The organism is Candidatus Tumulicola sp. (assembly GCA_036490475.1).
Lineage (GTDB): Bacteria > Vulcanimicrobiota > Vulcanimicrobiia > Vulcanimicrobiales > Vulcanimicrobiaceae > Tumulicola.
Map to the genome: position 1 here is coordinate 56,520 of DASXDT010000002.1, position 19,331 is coordinate 75,850.

Genomic DNA, 19,331 nt, shown 5'->3' on the forward strand with positions numbered 1-19,331 from the left:
CGCTCTGTGTTATTTGCGCGCGCGGCTCGAAGGCGAGCGACGACTGGCGAGATCGCCAAAGCCGATCGTAATGCGTTCGACGAGCGTTCGTTGTTCGTCCGAGTCGCTGCCCGCTTTTCCGGTGACGATGGATTCGAACGCGCCGACCGCGATCTCGTAGGCCATCCGCGCGCGCCGTTGGCCCATCGCAGATCCGATCGATCGCAGCTTGGCTTCGCGCCATTCTTTGACTCCGTCGGGTAACCGCCCATTGGGACGCGACATTTCCCAAACGGCCAGACACTCGCGCGCGAGCGCCGAAAGCATCGGGATCGCGACCCGTGGATTGTCGTCGAAGCATTCGGCGACCACCTGAAGGGCGCGCGCGGTTTGCCCGCCGACCGCTGCCGCTGAGAATTCATACATCTTCGGGTCTTCCGCCGACAACGATTCTCGCTGGAACGCGGCGTACGTGATGCGCTTTTCGCCGACGGCCAATTTCTCTAAGTCGTTTCGAATCGATGAAAGGTCGTAGTCGGCGCGCACGAGCTCGGATACGACGCGCGCTTCGGCCGTGACACCGAGTTCTTGGAGTAGTTCCTCGACGAAGCGTTTTCGCACGTCTGACGGCGGTGCCGAACGGCCCTTTGCAGGGGTCGCTGACGTATCGATCCGCAACGCGTTTTTACCGGCACCGGCCCCGATGGGCTGCGTCTTCTTGCCGCTAGGAGCTACCAGATCGACGATCACCAGCGTATTCCCCTCGGGCACGCCTTGCGCAATCGAGAGCAGTTGCCGGCGAGGTTCGGCCTTCAGCAAATGCGCGCCGGTAACGATAACGACTCGCCGGCCGCCTAAAAACGGCATCGCTTGGACGGCATCGGCTATCGCATGAAAATCGACGATCGAGTCGGCATCGAAGCGCTGTAAGTTAAAGTCGCGCTCTTCCGGCGGTAGCAGGCGGTCGATCAGCGTGACGATCGTTCGATCGGCGAGTTCGCGTTGCGTTCCCTCGATAAAAACCAGCGTCCCGATTTCGGGTTCGCGATCGACGAACTCGTAGTATTTCACGCGAACAGTTCCGCAATCGCTTCCTCATACGGCGAACGAAGTACGCCGCACTCGGTGACGATGCCGGCGATCAACGTCGCGGGAGTGACGTCGAATGCCGGGTTGTACGCACGCGCGCCGGGTGCGACCGGCGTTCCCCGGAACGACGTTACTTCTTCTTCGGACCGGAGTTCGATCGGGATCTCGCCGCCGGTGGAGACCGATCGGTCGAACGTCGAGCGCGGCGCGGCGACGTAGAACGGCACCCCGTGATACGCCGCGGCGACGGCCAGTCCGTAAGTGCCGATCTTATTCGCGGTGTCACCGTTGCGCGCGATCCGGTCGGCGCCGACGATCGCGAGATCGATCCGTTCGCGCTGCATAACGAACGCGGCCGCACCGTCGACGATCACGCGGACGTCGACGCCGGCCGTTTTCAACTCCAAATAGTTGAGACGAACGCCTTGCAGCAGCGGACGCGTTTCATCGACGTACACGCGCGGGCGCTTTCCGGCGCGGTGAGCGGCAAGAATTACTTCCAGCGCGGTACCGCGGCCGCCGGTTGCAAGTGCTCCGGTATTGCAATGCGTGATGATGCCGGCGCCGTCGGGAACGAGCGGCAACCCGCTCAGACCGATGCGTTCGTCGGTACGCGCCTGATCTTCGGCGATCGCAGTCGCCTCGGCCAGCGCGTCGGGAGCGGCCATCACGCGGTCGACGGCCCACGCAAGGTTGATCGCCGTCGGTCGAGCCGCGCGAACGCGCGCCGCAGCCTCGACGAAGCGGTCGTGCGACAGGGACGCTTTGAGCATCGCGATACCGTAACCGGCAAAGACTCCGATGCAGGGAGCCCCCCGAACCGACAGCGTTGCAATTGCTTCGACCACATCGTCGACCGAACGCGCTTGGCGGTAGACGATCTCGCCGGGTAGGGCGCGCTGGTCGAGGTATTCGACCGCATCGCCCAACCAGCGGACTGGTACGAGTTCGCTCACGAACGACCTCATGCGACCCGGCGCGCGCCGTTCCTTTGGAGGTGGGCGGCGGCAGAATTGGGTAGGCCTTGCTCATGGAACGACAGAGCGACCGGTTTGCGCGCGACCGTGACGGCGAAATCTTTCAGAGCGACTTAACCGAAGAGGATCTGCCCGATCCGGCCGAGCGCGAAGAAGCCGATCACGACCTCAAGAGCGATCCCGACACCGACTCCCAAGCGGGTGATGAATTTATGCACGAGCGACTGTTTCCGCCGAAAGCGTAGCCGCCAAAGCGACGAGCGTCGCCGCGGCGATGGCCGCGTGATAGCCCTTATCACCACGTGAAGGGTCGGCGCGCTCCTCGGCTTGCAGATACGAGTCGGTCGTAAGGATTCCAAAGCCGATCGGCAAGCCGTGCGCGAGCGAGACGTCCATCACCCCACGCGAACATTCGCCGGCAACGAAGTCGAAGTGCGGCGTCTCGCCGCGGACCACGGCCCCCAGCGCGACCGCGCCGGCATATTCGCCGGTTGCCAGTATCGTGTCGCACGCGAGCGGAATCTCGAAGCATCCCGGGACGTCGAACGTGCGAATGTCCTCAGACGAAACACCACAGTCGACAAGTGCACGACGCGCACCGTCGACCATCGACGTTGCGAGCTCGTCGTAAAATCGCGCGACCACCAGCGCAAAGCGTTTGCCGCGACAGTCGGGAAGCGTTTCGACAGCGGCGTCGCGCTTCACGAAGCCGCCTGCGGGGCGTCGAACATGTGACCGAGCTTGTCGCGCTTGGTATCGATGTAGCGCTCGTTAAACGGCGTCGGTTCCGTTTGCATCGGCGCGCGACCGACAATTTTCAAGCCGTAACCTTCGAGCCCGAAGATTTTTTTGGGGTTGTTCGTGATCAAGCGCATCTCTTTCACGCCCAAGTCCACTAAGATCTGCGAGCCGATTCCGTAGTCGCGCTTGTCGACCGGCAATCCCAACGCTTCGTTCGCTTCGACCGTATCGGCGCCTCGGTCTTGTAATTCGTATGCGCGCAGCTTGTTAGCGAGGCCGATGCCACGCCCTTCCTGTCGCAAGTAGAGAAACACGCCGCGCCCTTCGCGCGCGATTAGCTCCATCGCACCGTCACGCTGCGCGGCGCAATCGCAACGGATCGAGTGCAACGCGTCACCGGTCAGACATTCAGAGTGAACGCGAACCAGCAGATCCTTGCCGTCGCCGACGTCGCCCATCACCAGCGCAACGTGCGTACCGCCATCGATGGTCGTTTCGTACGCGACGCCGTTCCATTGGCCGGCCGCGGTCGGAAGCTTGAACTGCGCGATGCGCTTCACGAGCTTTTCGTTGCGCATTCGATACGCGATCAAATCTTTGACGCTTACCAGCTTGAGGCCGTGGCGGTCTGCGAAGGCACGCAAACCGTCGAAGCGTTCCATCGTGCCGTCTTCGGCCATGATTTCGCAGATGACGCCGGCCGGATAAAGTCCGGCCAACCGCGCGAGATCGACCGACGCTTCGGTCTGGCCGGCACGCACGAGCACGCCGCCCTCCCGCGAACGCAACGGAAACGTATGTCCGGGGCGCAAGAAATCTGAGGCTCGCGCGTCGGGATCCAAGAGCTTCTTGATCGTCGCAGCCCGGTCGTGCGCCGAAATCCCCGTAGTTGTAAGGCCTCGCGCCTCGACCGACACGGTGAACGCCGTTTCGTGGACCGCCGTGTTATCGCTCACCATCTGCGGAATTTGCAGTTCGTCGAGCCGGCGGCCAGGCAACGGGACGCAAATCAAACCGCCCGCCTCGCGACGCATGAAGTTGATGGCTTCGGGTGTCACCATCTGGGCGGCCATCACCAGGTCGCCTTCGTTTTCGCGGTCCTCGTCGTCGAGGACGATGACCATCCGTCCCGCACGGATATCCGCGACGGCTTCGTCGACCCGGTCGAAGGGCGTTTCGCGAGCGTCGCCGCCGGACAGACTGGGCAAAACTCCGCTCAACCGCTGCAGCGTGCGATAGGACGGTTCGCGCCGGCCCGACCGAAGCAACGAGATCGCCGCCTCTGTTAATCCCGAGCGTCCAGCCAGTTCGGCGGCAGAAAAGCCGGCTCGGTCCATGGCGGCATTCAGCCGCTCCGCAAAAAGGTCCACATCCTCAGGCTAGGGCACGACTTAACAGTTGTCAACCGCTTCGGTGTCGCACGGCCTTGCCCAAGAAATCGGTTTTGGGGCTGTTTTATGGGCGGCTAGCCTTTTGTGGGCAGCACGCTGATGGGTAGCTGGCGCGGGCTCGGTTTGGCTGGACTCGAAGGACGCTTGCATGGCAGTTCACACTCCACCTAGACCGAGCGGGCCCAGCGTAATTGTCCAGCAGACAGCAGCGCACTCAGCACCTCCTCATTCTGCGGCCGTGCCACTATATGGGGGGATCGTGGGGCTGTTTCTCTTGGCTCTCGTGGCGTACTTGCTGCGGCGTCTCCCGTCGGCGCTTCCCCAAACGGTGACGGCCGTATTATTAGCCGCCTGGGTTTTGGGCGGCTCAATAATCGCATGGCGAATAATTTTTGCTATCGCGCTTGTCATTCTAATATGTTGGATTCTGGCTGCAGAGTACGAGCGCAAAAAAGCCGACAAAACGGAGACTGCGGAACGCTCCTCAGAGGGTGAACGGCGACTAAATGCAGAGGCTGATGCCCGAACCATCGCGAGCGAGCGACGGATAAAGGAGCAACTTGTTTTGATTACGGGGGAGGCCGCTAAGGGTAAGCCCGATCTGGTGGTAGCGGTCATCCGTTTTACGGATGAGTTATGGAATCTGATTTATAAGCGCCACGCCACTGTCGACGGAGCGATAAGGGAAATTGGGAAGATTCCCACTCTTGATAATCTGACTCCAGACGAGGACCGCATTGTTAGAAGAATTGAGCGCGATGCCGATTTGGAGACGCTCTACAAGTTCTCCCAATCTTTCGTGCCTGCGGCGCAGAACTTGGCCGCAAAAATGCGGGACTTTGGTGTCGTTGATGCTCGCTTGGAGCCGCTATTAACAGCAAGTCCGCAAGAGTGGGTTAACATCGAAGATGTCAGCGTTGTTTTTGAGGACATGGCAAAGCGCTTGATTCAGCCGATGGGAGCGATTGATTGACTTTACGCGCTCTTGCTCTGCCAGAACCTCGCTTCGATACCAAGTTCGTAGAACGATTGGACCAGCACACACAGGTTGTGGCAGAGGACTTTGCAGAGCATCTCGTTCACCACGGCGACCGGAATCTTGGAGCGGATACGGCTTCCAAACTTGGATTTAATAATGTGGAACGTCGTTTCGACGTCGCTTCGGTGCTGGTAGTGGCGCAAGAAATCCTCGCGGCGGTACATGTACTAGTAGGGGCATATCAGGATACGCGCCTAGCTTTGGATTATACGCCCAAAAGTCTCTTTACCAGGCAGAGTCTTGATCGCGACGGACTGCCTACTTTCGCGGTTGAAGGAGCTTTTACCAGGGAGGCTTCTCGATATGCTTGAGGCTTGGGCGGCGGCCTATTACCGAATCGGGGATTCGTTTGAGTTTGTAGCGGATGGCTGCAGGGCCCACATGGCTCAGTTTGGCGAGAGCCATCCGTTGCCGGACGATCTGCGAAGAAAGCTAGTCGACGATCTGGCGTATGCCTGCCACTGGGTTGGCGGGATGGAGATGATGACTCCGTACGGATTGATGGAAAATCTGAAGTGGAGGGCCGAGCGTGTGGGGGACCTTGCCTTGGATTGTGGCGAGACTTATCACACGCTGAATTCTATTGGCAACGTACTACGGATGGAGCTAAATGAGCGGTGGCTTCTTTATGTGCCCACCAACTTGGTGGATTTGCACCTTTCGCCGTTAGATAACTGGGGCGAAGTACCGGATAAATTTCCTTCAGCTGCCCCTGAGGTAATTGCGGCATCCGAGTGTTGCGCCCTTCATCAGCCGACGGCGGCGGTCTTTCACTTGATGCGAACACTTGAACGCGGCTTGCGAGCTCTCGCCTCCGATCTCGGGGTTTCAACCGTTAAGCAAGACCTCGGAACCTGGGGCAATCTCCTCGGTGAAATACAGGCGCAGTCAAATACGCGAATTGCGGCGACTCCCAAGGGGCCCGCGCGGAAACTTGAAGAGGAATACTACGCGGAGATTCTTGCCGAGTTCAAGCATTTCAAAGATGCTTGGCGCGATCGCGTTTCCCACTCTAACCGCACCTACGATATTGACGAAGCCAAGAGCGTCCTGTCTCATGTTCGGGCCTTCATGGTTCGACTCGCTTCGAGGCTTACGGAGTGACGGACACGCCATATTTTATGGGCAGAACGAAAATTTATTGGGCAAACGGATGATTCTTAGCAAAGCCGTGTCGCACGATTGATTCAACTGGCGTACTGTTGCGGTACCTACAATACCCACCGCATAGGAGACGCACCATGGCTTTCGATCGAGATATCCCAAATGACGCTCTTGGGTATGTCGAGCCCGACGAAGAGGACGAAATGCCCGGCGACGACGATTCCGATCGACCGCGTAATACTGGCGACGGAGCGGCGGTCGACCCGGCCGATGAGGCCGCGATCTAGTCGACCGCCGGAAAGATCACGACCGGCTTGACGATTCGGGAAGCAGCGAGCGCCCGGTACGCCTCAGGCACGTCCTCGAGCCCGATTTCGGTGACCCCGAGTTTCTTTGCCGTTACGATGCCGTCGGCGATCAGTTCGAGCGAACGGCGTGTGTCTCTAGGCCCGCATGAGTAACTTCCGGTTAGCGTGAGGTCGCGAAAGTACAACTTTTCGGAGTCGACCGTCACGGGCGTGCCGGGTTCGAACGGCGTGAACATGACCACCGTTCCGCCCGGAGCCGCCGCAGCGACGGCCGCGTCGAGTGCGGCCGGTACGCCCGGCCCGCAGATGACGACACGCGCGCCGTTGGGAAGTGCGCTCGACGCGTCGTCCGGATGAAACGCGGTCGCGCCGAGTTGCGTGGCGCGGTCTCGGCGCCCGGCAATGAAGTCGCTGCCGAATACGCGAGCGCCGAGATCTTGCGCGGCTAACACGTGCATCAAGCCCATCACGCCGAGACCGATGACGTACACATCATCACCGGCGGTCACGCCGCCACGTCGCAGCGATTTGACGACGCAGGCCAACGGCTCGACCAGCGAACCGTCGGCAAAACCGACGTGCGGCGGTAACGCCAGAGTATCGCGCAAGTTTGCGACCGGAACCCGGAAATATTCGGCCATCGCGCCCGGGTCGATTCGCGACGCGCGCCAGCCCGCGCACTGTACGTAATCGCCACGCTCGCAAGCACCGCATTCGAAGCACGGAGCGTGGTGGTGTACGAACACCCGATCACCAACGTGAAATGCGTGCGCGTTACCGCCGTCATCGGCAATGGCGGCGACGATACCCGACGGCTCGTGCCCCAGCACGCACGGAGCCTTGCGCCGGATATACCACGGCAGGATGTCGCCGGTGCAAATGCCCGCAGCCATCGTGCGCACCAACATTTCGCCCGGCTGCAACTGCGGAACCGGACGGTGCTCGATGCGGATGTCGTCGACATCGTAGAGCACCACCGCACGCATGGTGTCGGGAAGACTCATGGTTCGATGACCGCTTTCATGCCGTTTCCGGCGTCGAGTGCGGCAAAGACGCTTGCGATATCGTCCAAACCGGCAGTTTGCGAAGTCAACCGCAACAGCGGCAGCGTGCGACTCGCGATCAGATCGTACGCGCGGCGCACGTCCTGGGGCGAAAAGTGAAACGGAGCTACCAGCCGCACCTCGTCATAATGTAAGCGCCCGGCTTCGAACGATACATGCGTGCCGCTTGGGAGTCCGCCAAAAAACGATACCGTCCCACCGCGCCGCACGAGCGAGGGTGCAAGTTCCCAAATTTCTGGGTTCCCGGTGCATTCGACGAGAGCGTCGGCGCCGCGTCCTTCGGTTCGAGCACGGATCGCGTCGAACGCGGGTCCTTGCCGAACGTCGATCGCGTCGACGCCGAGCTCGCGCGCCAAAGCTAAACGTTCGGTGCGCCGCCCGCAGAGTACGACCCGATGGCCATCGCGCGCGAGCAGCAGAGCGTGCAAAATGCCAAAAGCGCCGTCGCCGTACACCGCGACGAACGAATCGGACTCGAGCCCGAGGAATGCGGCCGAATGCACGACGCACGCGAGCGGCTCGAGAAAGGCGGCCTCGACGTACGAAACGCCGTCCGGCTTGCGATAGCAGTTGCGTGCGACGATGCGCGCCGGAATTTCTATGTAGTCGGCGTAGGCGCCGAACACCATCGTCCTCGTCAACGATTCGCACAATTCTTCTTCGTCGCGCAGACACCAGAAGCACTGCCCGCACGGCGCGGAGTGCACGCACGCAACGGCATCGCCGGCGGTCCACTCCGTCACGCCCCTGCCGACGGCGACCACGTCGCCGGAAAATTCGTGTCCAAAACGCGTCGGCATCGGCATCAACGGGTGACCGCGACGATACGTTTTGAGATCGGTTCCGTCGGTGAGCGCCGCCCGTACGCGTAGCAGAAGCGCGCCGTCGGACGGCGTGCGTACCGGTTCTTCACGTAACTCGACCGTGCGCGGTGCTACCAGCATCGCCACACGCCCCGTACGTTCGCTCACGATTCCAGCGCGACGCATGGCAGCAACGCGGCGCGCACCGCGTCGGGAAGCGGACGGCTGCGCAGCGTTTCGGCGTCGATGCAGGCGACCGTGAGCACGAAAGCCGCTCCCGGTTCACCGGTGCGCCGATTGAAGACGACCGTTTTCCAGCGCACGCTCGATCCGCCGACTTTTTCGACGTGCGTGCGTAGCAATAAGTCGTCGTTCATCAGCGCGGGAGCGTGGTACTCGACTTCGCAACGCACCCGCGGAAGCCAAAAACCATACGTTTGAAAGACCGACTCGTACGGAAAACCGAGGTCGCCGAACATGTCCATCTCGGCGCGTTCGGCAAAGCGCCAATACGCTGCGAAATACACGATTCCGGCTGCGTCGACGTCGCCCCATTGGGTGCGCACGTTCGATTCGAACACGCGCGCGCCGGACGGCAGCGTTTCACGATATTTCATGGTCGCGCCGCGTACCGTGCGACGGGGTCGATTTCCAGGTTAACACGACTACCGGGCGCCCGTTCCCCCAACGTCGTTGCGGCCAGCGTCTCGGGTATAAGCGCGATTTCAAACCAGTCCGACGCGGCAGCGGCGATCGTCAGGCTCACGCCGTCGACCGCGACGAACGCTTTATCGACCAACGCAAATGTGAGTTGCTGAGGGCGTTCGATCCGAATAACTTCGCCCTGTCCTTCCCGGCGTCGCTCGAGCACCGCTGCGACCGCGTCGACGTGGCCGTAGACGAAATGTCCGCCCATCCGCTCGCCGAGACGCAACGCGTACTCGACGTTGACTCGATCGCCCAGATGCCGCTCGCCGAGCGTCGTTCGACGTAACGTTTCCGGCACGACGTCGAAATCGATCTCGCTCCCGACGACACGCGTCGCGGTTAGACAGGCGCCGTCGATCGCGATCGATTCCTTTGCCGCGGGAAGTTCGACGCTTACACCGTCGCAGCGCACGCGCAAGGTGAGCGCACCGTCTTCTGCGGGAACGCTCGCAACGATCTCTCCGCGATACCAAATCAGTCCGCTAAACATCCTCGAACGTTCCCGACATCAGCGCATCGCGGCCCAGCAGGCGCGGTCGATCGAATCGCAACGCACGTGGCGCGTCGGAAAGATCGACACCACGTACGGCCGGTACCGACCGGTCGTTGCTCAATAAGCGCGGAGCAACAGACCAATAAAAGCGATCCACAACGCCGGCCCGCAGCATCGCTCCCGCCAACGCCGGCCCACCTTCGCACAGCACGCTGGTCACGCCGGCCGCGCGCAGCGCGCCCATCGCAGACGCGATGTCGAGGTCGTGTGAATCGGTCTTGCCTACCGCAACCACGTCGACGACGCGATCGAGATTGTCGAAGCGCTCGCGACGTCCGGCCGGCACGAGAACGACCGTACGATCGTAATTGTCCACCGGTTCGAAGACGCGGCTCGACTCGTCCAGGGTTTCGGTCCGGCAAGCGACGACGCGAACGAATGGACGCAATCGAAGGTGTGGCGGACGCACTGTCAGCAGCGGATCGTCGACACGTATGGTGTTGCTTCCGACCAGCACGGCATCGTAGGCGACGCGCAAATCGCGCACGAAATGCAGTTCTTCCGCACCGCTCAACGACTCGCGGACGCCGGGCCGTGACGCGACCATTCCGTCGAGCGAGACGGCTAGTTTCAATGCCACGTACGGACGATCGGTACGAAGCGAGCCGGCAAAAATTTGAACCAAATCGTTGGCCACCGGATCGTTCGCTAGTACCACCTCGACGCCGGCCTCGCGTAGCATCGTCGCGCCGAGTCCCGAGTTTGTTGGATTGGGGTCGGTCGTACCGATCACGACTCGAGCGATCCCGGCGTCGCGGACGCGCGGCGCACACGCCGGCACCCGGCCGGGCACGGCGCACGGCTCGAGCGTGACGTAGAGCGTGGCGCCGGTAGCCGCCTCGCCCGCTTGCTCGATAGCGAGGGTTTCGGCATGCTCCTCACCCGCGCGGTGATGGAAACCTTCCCCGGCCGTCCGTCCATCGCGCACGACGACCGCACCGACCGGCGGGTTTGGAGCGGTGTTACCGATACCGCGCGCCGCCAGTTCGCAGGCGCGTGCGAGGTACACCCGATCGATCGGACTTAACAACTGTTCTGATGTTGAAGGCACGCGGCGCCGGTTTTCGCCGCTGCCACGACGACCGCCCCCGAAACGTGCGCTCCGGCGTTCTCGAGCGCCGCGCGACAGTCGCGGAGCGTGGCCCCGGTCGTGCAGACATCATCGATCAAGACGACCGACGGCGGGATATGGACGCCGGAACGGCATGCGAACCGTTCGCGCGTTGCCAGACGCTCTCGCCGGCTCCGGCCGCGCTGCGCGTCCCCGGCCTGTTGGAGCAAGACCGGGTACGATTCGCCGCCGGTCAACTTGGCCGCGATGGTTGCGATCTCGGCGACGCCGTCGAGACCACGCACTCGCCCTCGGGCCGCGGTCGTCGGAACCGGCACCAGAGCGGCGTTCGGTTCGAGCAGCGTCGCGAGCCTTCGAGCCAACGCTTCGGCGACGTCGCGGCGACCGTCTTTGAGTGCCAGGATCGCTCGACGCAAGGCACCGTCGTACGCGCCGAATGCGCATACCGGTATACCGGCGTCCGCGTCGGCGTTCAACGCGTGGCAGATCTCGGGAACGCATGCCGCGCATAAGCCGGCGCCTATGGCATCGCAACCCGCGCATTGCGCGGGAAATAGGAGATCGATCGCAGCTCGTATCCACACATGCGACGCTCACGACGAGCGCGCGCGGCAACAAGCTTATGCGGTTGCGGGTTCGGCTTCGTTTGCGACGATCGCCCCGTCGAGCGAAACGCCCGGATCGACTCGATATCCCTTGCCGACGATCGCGTCGCGTAGCGTCGCGCCGTCGCCGACTGTGGCGCCTTCCCACAGAATACTCCCGTCGACTCGCGCACCGGCGCCGATCGTAACGTGGTCGCCGATGACCGATGGTCCGGTTACCGTCGCGCCCGCCTCGATACGAGCGCTCGAACCAATCCAAATGGGTCCTTCGATACGCGCTTCCGATGCAATCGACGCACTCGGGTCGGCGCCCGAAGCGCGCGATCCGGGAATTAAAACGTTTCCGAGAACGACGTCGCGACTGGCGCGCCGGTACTCGGCCGGCGTTCCGATATCGCTCCAATACGCTCCGCGCGCATGATAGCCGTAAAACGCCGCTCGCGCTAATTGCAGATCGGGGAATACTTGTTTGCCGAAATCGTAAAACGTTTCGGCCGGAATTTTGTTGAAGATTTCCGGCGAGAACACGTAAATGCCGGTGTTGGCCAAGCGACTGCGTTCCGTTCCCTTCGCAGGTTTTTCTTGAAAACCGACGATCTTGCCGCGATCGTCAAGCACTACGACGCCGTATTGATCCACTTCGTCGCACTCGACCAAACCGATCGTAGCGATCGCATCGCGCTCGTGATGGAAATCCACCAAACGGTCGAGCGGCAGATCCGTCAAGTCATCACACCCGACGACGACGAACGTCCCGTCGCTGAAAAATGATTCGAGCTTTTTCACTCCGCCCGCGCTGCCGAGCAGTTCGTGTTCGTGCGAATACTCCAGTCGAACGCCGAAGCGCGAACCGTCACCCAATCGATCGACGATCGCATCGGCCAAATAGTGAACGTTGATCGCAATTTCGTCGAAACCGTGCGCCGCAAGATAGTGGATCACGTGTTCTGCGTTGGGAATTCCCGCGACCGGTACGAGCGGCTTGGGCACTTGTTTGGTAAGCGGATAGAGCCGCGTCGATAAGCCGCCGGCGAGAATCATTGCTTTCACGAGCGCACCAGTCCGTTCTTCTGCAGTAAGCCGAGGCGTTCGAGCGTGACGAGCCCGACGAATTTCGGCAAGGCGAGTTGGCGGCGCCAGCGCCGCGGTTCACGAATAAGGCGATACAACCACTCGAGGCCCAAACGCTGAAACGCCTGCGGTGCGCGCTCGACGCGACCGGCAAAGACATCGAACGAACCGCCGACACCAATCGCGGCTCCGCAACCGGTCGCAGGCAGATAACTGGCCAGCCACAGCTCCTGTCGAGGCGATCCAAGACCGGCGAACAGCAAGCGCGCGCCGCTCGAACGAATCGCCTCGACCACTTCGTCGTTGCGATCTTCGGTGAAATAGCCGTCGTGCGTTCCGGCGACGCGCAATCCAGGAAAACGCGCTTCAAGCACGGCGGCCGCATCGGCTGCCACGCCGGCCGCACCGCCAAGGAAAAATACCGGCACGCCGGTGCGAGCCGCAAGATCGCATAACCGTTCGATCAGTCCGATACCGGTGACGCGTTCTCGCAGCGTCGAACCGCGCCGTCGCGCAACGTACAGCAAACCCACGGTATCGCATAACGACAACGCCGAAGCGTTGACGACGGCTCGGAACGCTTCGTCACGTCGCGCGTGTACGACCATTTCCGTGCCAAGGGTAACGATCTGCGCGCCCTCGCCGTTCGCAACGAGATGCATAATTTGGGTTGCGGCTTGGTCGGCGTCGATCAGATCGAGCCGGCAACCGAGGATATATTGCGCGTCCAACAGAGGCCTTACGCGAGGACCGCCGTCATGTCGGGGTCCGCAAAATCGGCAACGACCGGACGCAGCACAGATTCGAGGTTTGCGGGCAGTTCGTCGAGCGGCGAGCGGCAGACGCCGGCTCGGAAGCCCAGTTGATTCATCGCCCACTTCACCGGGATCGGATTGGTGACGCGATACAGCACGTCCAGCAGCGGTAGCAACGAGGCGTGGATCGTTGCCGCCTCGGCAACGCGTCCTTCGGTAAAGGCCTCGTACATCTGGCGAAACTCGCGAGAGCAAAGATGCGAAGCGACGCCGATCAATCCATCGGCTCCCAGCGCTAGACACGGCAAGAACAGATGGTCGTCTCCGCACCATACGCGAAAACCGCGGGCGCGTTCGCGCAGAATCGTGGCGATCTGCTTGAGATCGCCGCTCGACTCTTTGACGCCGACGACGTTGCGATGTTCGCGAGCGAGTTGTAACAGCGTCTCGGGCAACATGTTCGCTACGGTGCGCGACGGAATGTTATAGACGATTTGCGGAAGCGGCACCGCATCGGCAATCGCACCGAAATGGCGCAGCATGCCGGTTTGCGTCGGTTTGATGTAATACGGCACGACGATTAATAATGCGTCGGCACCGGCATCCTGCGCCCGACGCCCAGATTCGATCGACTCGCGGGTCGCACTCATGCCGGCATTGGCGATGACGGTCGCGCCGTCTCCAACGGCAGCCTTTACCGCTGTCACGAGCTCGTAACGCTCGGCGTCGTTTAGGGTTTGACCCTCGCCCGTGGAGCCGGCGACAACTAATGCGTCGTTGCCGCGTCCAACCAGCCAGCGCGCGATGCGAGCCGCTTCAGCGGTATCGACAGCCCCGCGCTCGTCGAACGGCGTTATCATCGCCGTCACGATCGTCCCGAGGTTCATGACGCAGCCTCTCCTTCATCCAATCCGAATTGCTTGTGAATCGCCGATTCGGCACTCGTCGCGTCGGCCGCCGGAATGAGCACCGAGATCGTGACGTTGCTGTCGGTGAAATGGATGATTTCGACGTTGGCGCGCGAGAGCGCTTCCACGACATCGCGCACGACTCCGGGCGTACCGCGCATGCCGTTTCCCACCACCGACAGCTTGGAACAGGCCTCCCGCACCCGGACGGCCAGATTGAGGTCGCCCAGCATACGTCGCAATTCCCCGCCCAAGTCGCCGTCGACCACGAAGGCGACCCCGGCTTGGTTGATCGACACCTGATCGATCGAAATGCCGGCGTCGGCCAGGCGGATAAACATTTCGAGTTCGGTTTGCATCCGGCGCGACGGCGTCTCAATATCGCCGCGGATGATCCGGACCCACGTCAGCCGCCCGGAACAGGTGACGCCCGTGACGGGGCGCTCGTGAAATGCGTTTTCATCGACGACGGTGCCACGGTCGGTATCGACGCCCTTGATCGCGTAGCGCGTACCGGTGCGGCGCGCAAAATCCGCTGCTTTATGATGCATCACTTTCGCACCGTGCGCGGCCAACTCAGTCATTTCGTCGAGCGATGCCCGCTCGATCGTCCGCGCGTCGGCCAGACGCCGGGGATCGGCCGTCATAGCGCCGCTGACGTCGGTATAGATATCGATTCGTTCGGCATTCAACGCGTGCCCCAACGCAATGGCGGAAAGATCCGTACCTCCCCGGCCAAGGGTGGTCGTCACTCCCGACGCAGTCGCGCCTTGATAGCCCGCGACGACCGGCACCGTTCCGCGATCGATCGCATCTAAGACGGGCTGCGGTTCGACAGCCAGAATGCGCGCGTCGCCAAACCGATCGTCGGTAAGAATTCCGGCTTGCGCGCCGGACAGCGCGACGGCAGGTATTCCCGCGACATTGAGTTCGTCGGCGAACACTCCGGCGCAGATCAACTCGCCGGCGGCCAGGACCATATCGCTCTGCGCCGTTCCGATGCGATGACCGACCAGATTCAGTAACGTATCTGTGGCATACGGATCGGGCGGACGTCCCATTGCCGAGACCACGGCGACCGTTGCGAAACCGGCGTCGCACGCATCGGCGATGCGCCGCGCAGCCACCTCCCGACGCTCGCGCGTGGCAACCGAGGTGCCGCCGAACTTCAGCACCGCGATACCGGCGCTCACTCGGAGAACCGTCCCGCCGCTACGAGCAGCTCCAGAATCTCGACCGCCGTCGTTGCGGCGCCTTTGCGCAGTTGGTCGCCCGCGCACCAAAATGCGAACTGGGTATTATCGCGTTCGTGCCGTAATCGAGCGACGTGCACGCGATCGGTACCCTCGACGTCGCGCGGCGTGACGATGCCGTCGTCATGATAGACCAGCGACGGAGTTGCGGCGAACGCGCGCGCTAACATTGCACGCTCGACCGGGCGTTCGGTCTCGACGAACACGGCTTCGGCGTGCGCGGTGCGCACCGGCACTCGGACCGCCGTAACGCTGACGAACAGGTCGGCCAATCCGAGTATCTTGCGCGCTTCGTCGCGCACTTTGCGTTCCTCACCGCTGTAACCCGAAGCGTCGAACGAGCCCACTTGTGGAACGACGTTCCGCGCCAACGAACGCGGAAAGACGCTGGGTGCCGGCTCGGCATCGCCGGTGACCGCTGCCCGTTCGCCCGCCAAAAGCTCGTTCAGACCGGCCCGGCCCGCGCCGCTCGCAGCTTGGTAGGTAGCAACCCGCACCGTTCGTAAACCGGCCGCATCGCGGATCGGCGCCAGTGCGCTACACAAAATAATCGCGGTGCAGTTGCCGACCGGAAATAATCCATCGCCTGGGGCGATCGCCTGAGGATTGACATCGGGAACGATCAGCGGAACGCCGTCGCGTAAACGGAACGCTGCGCTGTTGTCGATCACGACGCGTCCGCTTCGAACCAATGCGGGCGCGTACGTATCGCTGAGTTCGTCTCCGCCGGCAAAAAACACCACGTCGAACTCCGCCAGCGCGCCGGCATCGATAGCGCGGACGTCGAGCGCCCGCCCGTCGAAACGAACGGCACCTTCGCGCGAACGCGAAGCGAACGGACCGAGCGTATCGATCGGCAAGCGGCGTTCTTCGAGCACGCGCAGGATCGTCTCGCCAACGGCCCCCGTCGCACCGACGACCGCTACGTCGAAGCCAGTTCGTCCCATCGATCCAATACCGTATCGAGACCGATCGTCAGACCGGTCGAGCGCATGACCGCGCGAATTGCAGCGATCATTCCCGGAACGAACGATTGCCTTGACAGTGTGTCGTGCCGGATCGTAAGCAGCTCGCCGTCGGCGGCGAACAGCATTTCTTGATGTGCGACCAACCCAGGTAATCGCACGCTGTGAATTTGCGGATCGACGGCCCCGTTCTCGATCATTCTGCGCGCCGTTTCCAGCGCGGTACCCGACGGTTTGTCTTTCTTTTCCGCGCGGTGCATTTCTACGATTTCAGCGTTATGAAAGTATCGCGCTGCTTGCCCCGCTAACCGCATGGCGACGGTAGCACCGAGCGAGAAGTTCGGCACGATCATCGCCCCCAACGAGCACTGCGCGGCGAAGACCGAAAGCCGCTCGCGATCGGCATCGCTCCAGCCGCTGGCGCCAACCACCGGACGCACGCCGTGCTCCAACGCCGCCATCGCGACGTCGACCGATATCGGCTGGGTTGTGAAGTCGAGAACGACGTCGAGGGGCTTGGAAAAGAGTTCGTCGAGCGAGGCGACGATCGCGTTAGCGGGGTCGGCGTCGCGCGCGAACCCGCCGCCGTAGACGATGCCGGGCGTCGACGAACACGCCGACACCGCGATCGATCCCATCGTACCGCGCGCTCCCGCGACTGCCACACGAATCACTCAGGCGGCTCCTTAACCTCAAAACCGGATAAAGCGTGCGGCTAGATTTTTTCGAGGGGGGCGTATTTTAGCATGAGCATTTTCTGGCCCACGTTCGGAAAATCGATGGTGACCAAACCATCGCCGCCGGCACCGACGATGTTGCTGATCGCACCTTCGCCCCACTTCGGATGACGCACGTGGTCGCCGATGGCCAATCCGAGATGGATGCCCGCGCCGGCCGATTCGTGAATCGCGACTTCGCGCCAACGGCCACCAGCGGGACGCGCCAATGCCACGCTATCGGCTTCCAGAAACTCCAAGCCCGGGATCTCGTCGAGGAACCGCGATTTCGGGTAGGCATAGGTGTTGCCATACAGTGCGCGACGGAACGCGAACGTGAAGAACAACCGCTGCATCGCGCGCGTCACTCCGACGTACGCCAGGCGGCGCTCTTCTTCCAGTTCGTCAACATCGCTGAGCGCGCGAGTGTGCGGGAATACACCCTCCTCGAGACCCGTCATGAAGACGCTATCGAATTCGAGGCCCTTGGCCGAATGCAGCGTCATCAACGTCACGTAGGACGCGTCCTCGTCGAGGGTATCGAGGTCGCTAACGAGCGCGACGTTCGACAGAAAACCTGCCAGCGTCGGCTCGGCGTCGTTCGCTTCGTACTCGCGCGCGACCGTAACCAGCTCTTGCAAGTTTTCGAGGCGTGCTCGCGCGTCGTGCGTCTCCTCGGATTGCAGTTCGCGAACGTATCCAGATTCTTCCATAACGCCGGCGATGAGATCGACGACGCTCGACGATTCGGTGCGCTTACGAAACTCCGCGATGAGTTCTCCAAACCGCTCGAGTTCGCGTAGCTTCTTCGGGACGGCAAGGCGCAAAAGTTCGGGCGAGAGCACCGCTTCGCCGACCGAAACGTTGGCTTGATTTGCGTGGTGCACCAGAGCCGACAACGTCTGTTGCCCGATGCCGCGGCGCGGTACGTTGACGATCCGCTTGAACGCCAACGCATCGGATGGATTCAAAATATAGCGAAGATATGCGATGACATCCTTGATTTCGGTACGCTCGTAGAACCCGACGCCCCCGACGACGCGGTATGGAATGCCGTCGGCCAGGAAGGCCTCTTCGAACACGCGCGATTGTGCGTTCGTACGATACAAGACTAAGAAGTCGCGGTAGGCAGATCCGTCGCGAACCAGCTCCTTCACTTTTTCGACCACGTAACGCGCTTCGTCGCGCTCGGTCTGGGCCGGATACACGCTGATGGCGTCGCCACCCGTCCGGCGGGTGAACAGCTTTTTCGCCGCGCGCGTCTTGTTGTTATGTACTAGCGCGTTCGCGGCGTCCAGGATGCGTTGCGTGCTGCGGTAATTTTCCTCGAGCTTGAAAATCTTGGCGCCCGCAAAGTCGTCTTCGAATCGAAGGATCATCCGGTAATCGCTGCCACGCCAAGAATAGATCGACTGATCGTCGTCGCCGACGACGGTGATGTTGCCGTGGTGCGAGGCAATCAACGCTACGAATCGATACTGTGCGGCATTGATGTCTTGGTATTCGTCGACCAGTACGTACTGGAAGCGTCGCTGATACTTCTCACGCGTCGCGCGATCGTGCTCGAGGAGCTCGATCGTCCGCAAAATCAGATCGTCGAAGTCGAGCGCATTCGATGCCGCGAGGCGGCGACGATATTCGGTGTAGACGTTGGCAATGCGTTCGGCGGAAAACGACGTCGCACGTTCGGCGAACTGTTCCGGCGAGACGAGCGCATTTTTTGCCTTGTCGATTTCGGCTAAACACGCGCCAACGGTCAGCTGGCGGTCGTCGTAGCCGAGATCGTCGAGAATCTCCTTAATCTGCTGGCGGCGGTCGGTTTCGTCGATGATCGCAAAACGCGGACCGATACCGATCTTCGAACCGTCGGCGCGCAGAATGCGGACGCACATCGAGTGGAACGTTCCAACCCACAAGTCTCGCGCGTCGTCGGCGATCAGCTTTGCGAGGCGCGATTTCATCTCGCCGGCGGCTTTATTGGTGAACGTTACGGCGAGAATGCTCCATGGAGCGACACCAAGTTCACGTACGAGATGCGCGATACGATGCGTGAGAACGCGCGTCTTTCCGCTGCCGGCTCCCGCAAAAATAAGAACCGGGCCATCCGTATGTCGGATAGCAGCGGCTTGAACGTCGCTAAGGATTTCGGTTTCGAGGAGCATTATTAAACATTCGACGGCGACGCGAAGCAAGCCTGTAGGCGAAAACTACGTGATTCCAGCCGTTTTAT

The 19,331-nt window shown here is 61.7% G+C and carries 21 protein-coding genes; 4 read left to right on the forward strand and 17 right to left on the reverse strand.

Annotated elements, in window-relative coordinates; genetic code table 11:
- Positions 1–9: 9 nt before the first annotated feature.
- Positions 10–1,050: a hypothetical protein gene (locus tag VGF98_01780; GenBank protein ID HEY1680353.1), complete on the reverse strand. Its 1,041-nt coding sequence runs from the start codon at positions 1,048–1,050 to the stop codon at positions 10–12.
- The gene (mtnA, locus tag VGF98_01785; protein ID HEY1680354.1) at positions 1,047–2,024 is read right to left on the reverse strand and encodes an S-methyl-5-thioribose-1-phosphate isomerase; all 978 of its coding nucleotides are present in this window, start codon (positions 2,022–2,024) and stop codon (positions 1,047–1,049) included. Before mtnA ends, VGF98_01780 begins: the two co-directional genes overlap by 4 nt.
- Positions 2,025–2,098: 74 nt before the next feature.
- Between mtnA and VGF98_01790 the strand changes: the two genes are divergently transcribed.
- Positions 2,099–2,290, forward strand: coding sequence for a hypothetical protein (locus VGF98_01790; protein HEY1680355.1), 192 nt, complete (start codon positions 2,099–2,101; stop codon positions 2,288–2,290).
- Here the strand turns inward: VGF98_01790 and ribH are convergent.
- Positions 2,256–2,750, reverse strand: coding sequence for a 6,7-dimethyl-8-ribityllumazine synthase (gene ribH / locus VGF98_01795; protein ID HEY1680356.1), 495 nt, complete (start codon positions 2,748–2,750; stop codon positions 2,256–2,258). The genes VGF98_01790 and ribH overlap by 35 nt on opposite strands.
- Complete coding sequence (locus VGF98_01800) at positions 2,747–4,156, reverse strand: bifunctional 3,4-dihydroxy-2-butanone-4-phosphate synthase/GTP cyclohydrolase II (GenBank protein ID HEY1680357.1); 1,410 nt, start codon at positions 4,154–4,156, stop codon at positions 2,747–2,749. The genes ribH and VGF98_01800 overlap by 4 nt, the downstream gene beginning before the upstream one ends.
- Before the next feature lie 349 nt (positions 4,157–4,505).
- Between VGF98_01800 and VGF98_01805 the strand changes: the two genes are divergently transcribed.
- The 3 genes from VGF98_01805 (at position 4,506) to VGF98_01815 (ending at position 6,607) form a co-directional block, all read left to right on the forward strand.
- Positions 4,506–5,150: a hypothetical protein gene (locus VGF98_01805; protein ID HEY1680358.1), complete on the forward strand. Its 645-nt coding sequence runs from the start codon at positions 4,506–4,508 to the stop codon at positions 5,148–5,150.
- A 369-nt stretch (positions 5,151–5,519) separates the two neighbouring features.
- A complete protein-coding gene (locus tag VGF98_01810; protein ID HEY1680359.1) occupies positions 5,520–6,320 on the forward strand; it encodes a hypothetical protein in 801 nt (266 codons plus the stop codon).
- Between the two features lie 137 nt (positions 6,321–6,457).
- Positions 6,458–6,607, forward strand: coding sequence for a hypothetical protein (locus tag VGF98_01815; protein ID HEY1680360.1), 150 nt, complete (start codon positions 6,458–6,460; stop codon positions 6,605–6,607).
- On the opposite strand, the gene VGF98_01820 is transcribed toward VGF98_01815, so the two are convergent.
- The 13 genes from VGF98_01820 to VGF98_01880 are packed head-to-tail and all read right to left on the reverse strand — an operon-like array spanning position 6,604 to position 19,263.
- Positions 6,604–7,632 (reverse strand): alcohol dehydrogenase catalytic domain-containing protein, encoded by a 1,029-nt coding sequence (locus VGF98_01820; protein ID HEY1680361.1) that lies wholly within the window; start codon positions 7,630–7,632, stop codon positions 6,604–6,606. The two genes, VGF98_01815 and VGF98_01820, sit on opposite strands and share 4 nt — an antisense overlap.
- Positions 7,629–8,663 (reverse strand): alcohol dehydrogenase catalytic domain-containing protein, encoded by a 1,035-nt coding sequence (locus VGF98_01825; protein HEY1680362.1) that lies wholly within the window; start codon positions 8,661–8,663, stop codon positions 7,629–7,631. The genes VGF98_01820 and VGF98_01825 overlap by 4 nt, the downstream gene beginning before the upstream one ends.
- A complete protein-coding gene (locus VGF98_01830; GenBank protein HEY1680363.1) occupies positions 8,660–9,112 on the reverse strand; it encodes a thioesterase family protein in 453 nt (150 codons plus the stop codon). The genes VGF98_01825 and VGF98_01830 overlap by 4 nt, the downstream gene beginning before the upstream one ends.
- Positions 9,109–9,693 carry a riboflavin synthase gene (locus VGF98_01835; protein ID HEY1680364.1) on the reverse strand — a complete coding sequence of 195 codons (585 nt, stop codon included), beginning with the start codon at positions 9,691–9,693 and terminating at the stop codon, positions 9,109–9,111. Before VGF98_01835 ends, VGF98_01830 begins: the two co-directional genes overlap by 4 nt.
- The gene (gene ribD, locus VGF98_01840; GenBank protein ID HEY1680365.1) at positions 9,686–10,807 is read right to left on the reverse strand and encodes a bifunctional diaminohydroxyphosphoribosylaminopyrimidine deaminase/5-amino-6-(5-phosphoribosylamino)uracil reductase RibD; all 1,122 of its coding nucleotides are present in this window, start codon (positions 10,805–10,807) and stop codon (positions 9,686–9,688) included. The genes VGF98_01835 and ribD overlap by 8 nt, the downstream gene beginning before the upstream one ends.
- Complete coding sequence (locus tag VGF98_01845; protein ID HEY1680366.1) at positions 10,780–11,412, reverse strand: hypothetical protein; 633 nt, start codon at positions 11,410–11,412, stop codon at positions 10,780–10,782. Before VGF98_01845 ends, ribD begins: the two co-directional genes overlap by 28 nt.
- A gap of 36 nt (positions 11,413–11,448) precedes the next feature.
- Positions 11,449–12,474, reverse strand: a complete 1,026-nt coding sequence (locus tag VGF98_01850; GenBank protein ID HEY1680367.1) for an NDP-sugar synthase — start codon at positions 12,472–12,474, stop codon at positions 11,449–11,451.
- A gap of 5 nt (positions 12,475–12,479) precedes the next feature.
- Positions 12,480–13,235: a WecB/TagA/CpsF family glycosyltransferase gene (locus tag VGF98_01855; protein HEY1680368.1), complete on the reverse strand. Its 756-nt coding sequence runs from the start codon at positions 13,233–13,235 to the stop codon at positions 12,480–12,482.
- Between the two features lie 8 nt (positions 13,236–13,243).
- On the reverse strand, positions 13,244–14,146 hold the full coding sequence (gene dapA, locus VGF98_01860) for a 4-hydroxy-tetrahydrodipicolinate synthase (protein ID HEY1680369.1): 903 nt from the start codon (positions 14,144–14,146) through the stop codon (positions 13,244–13,246).
- A complete protein-coding gene (locus VGF98_01865) occupies positions 14,143–15,360 on the reverse strand; it encodes an aspartate kinase (GenBank protein ID HEY1680370.1) in 1,218 nt (405 codons plus the stop codon). The genes dapA and VGF98_01865 overlap by 4 nt, the downstream gene beginning before the upstream one ends.
- Complete coding sequence (locus VGF98_01870; GenBank protein ID HEY1680371.1) at positions 15,357–16,367, reverse strand: aspartate-semialdehyde dehydrogenase; 1,011 nt, start codon at positions 16,365–16,367, stop codon at positions 15,357–15,359. Before VGF98_01870 ends, VGF98_01865 begins: the two co-directional genes overlap by 4 nt.
- Complete coding sequence (locus tag VGF98_01875) at positions 16,343–17,059, reverse strand: dihydrodipicolinate reductase C-terminal domain-containing protein (protein HEY1680372.1); 717 nt, start codon at positions 17,057–17,059, stop codon at positions 16,343–16,345. The genes VGF98_01870 and VGF98_01875 overlap by 25 nt, the downstream gene beginning before the upstream one ends.
- A gap of 41 nt (positions 17,060–17,100) precedes the next feature.
- On the reverse strand, positions 17,101–19,263 hold the full coding sequence (locus tag VGF98_01880) for a DUF3553 domain-containing protein (GenBank protein ID HEY1680373.1): 2,163 nt from the start codon (positions 19,261–19,263) through the stop codon (positions 17,101–17,103).
- Between the last annotated feature and the right edge of the window lie 68 nt (positions 19,264–19,331).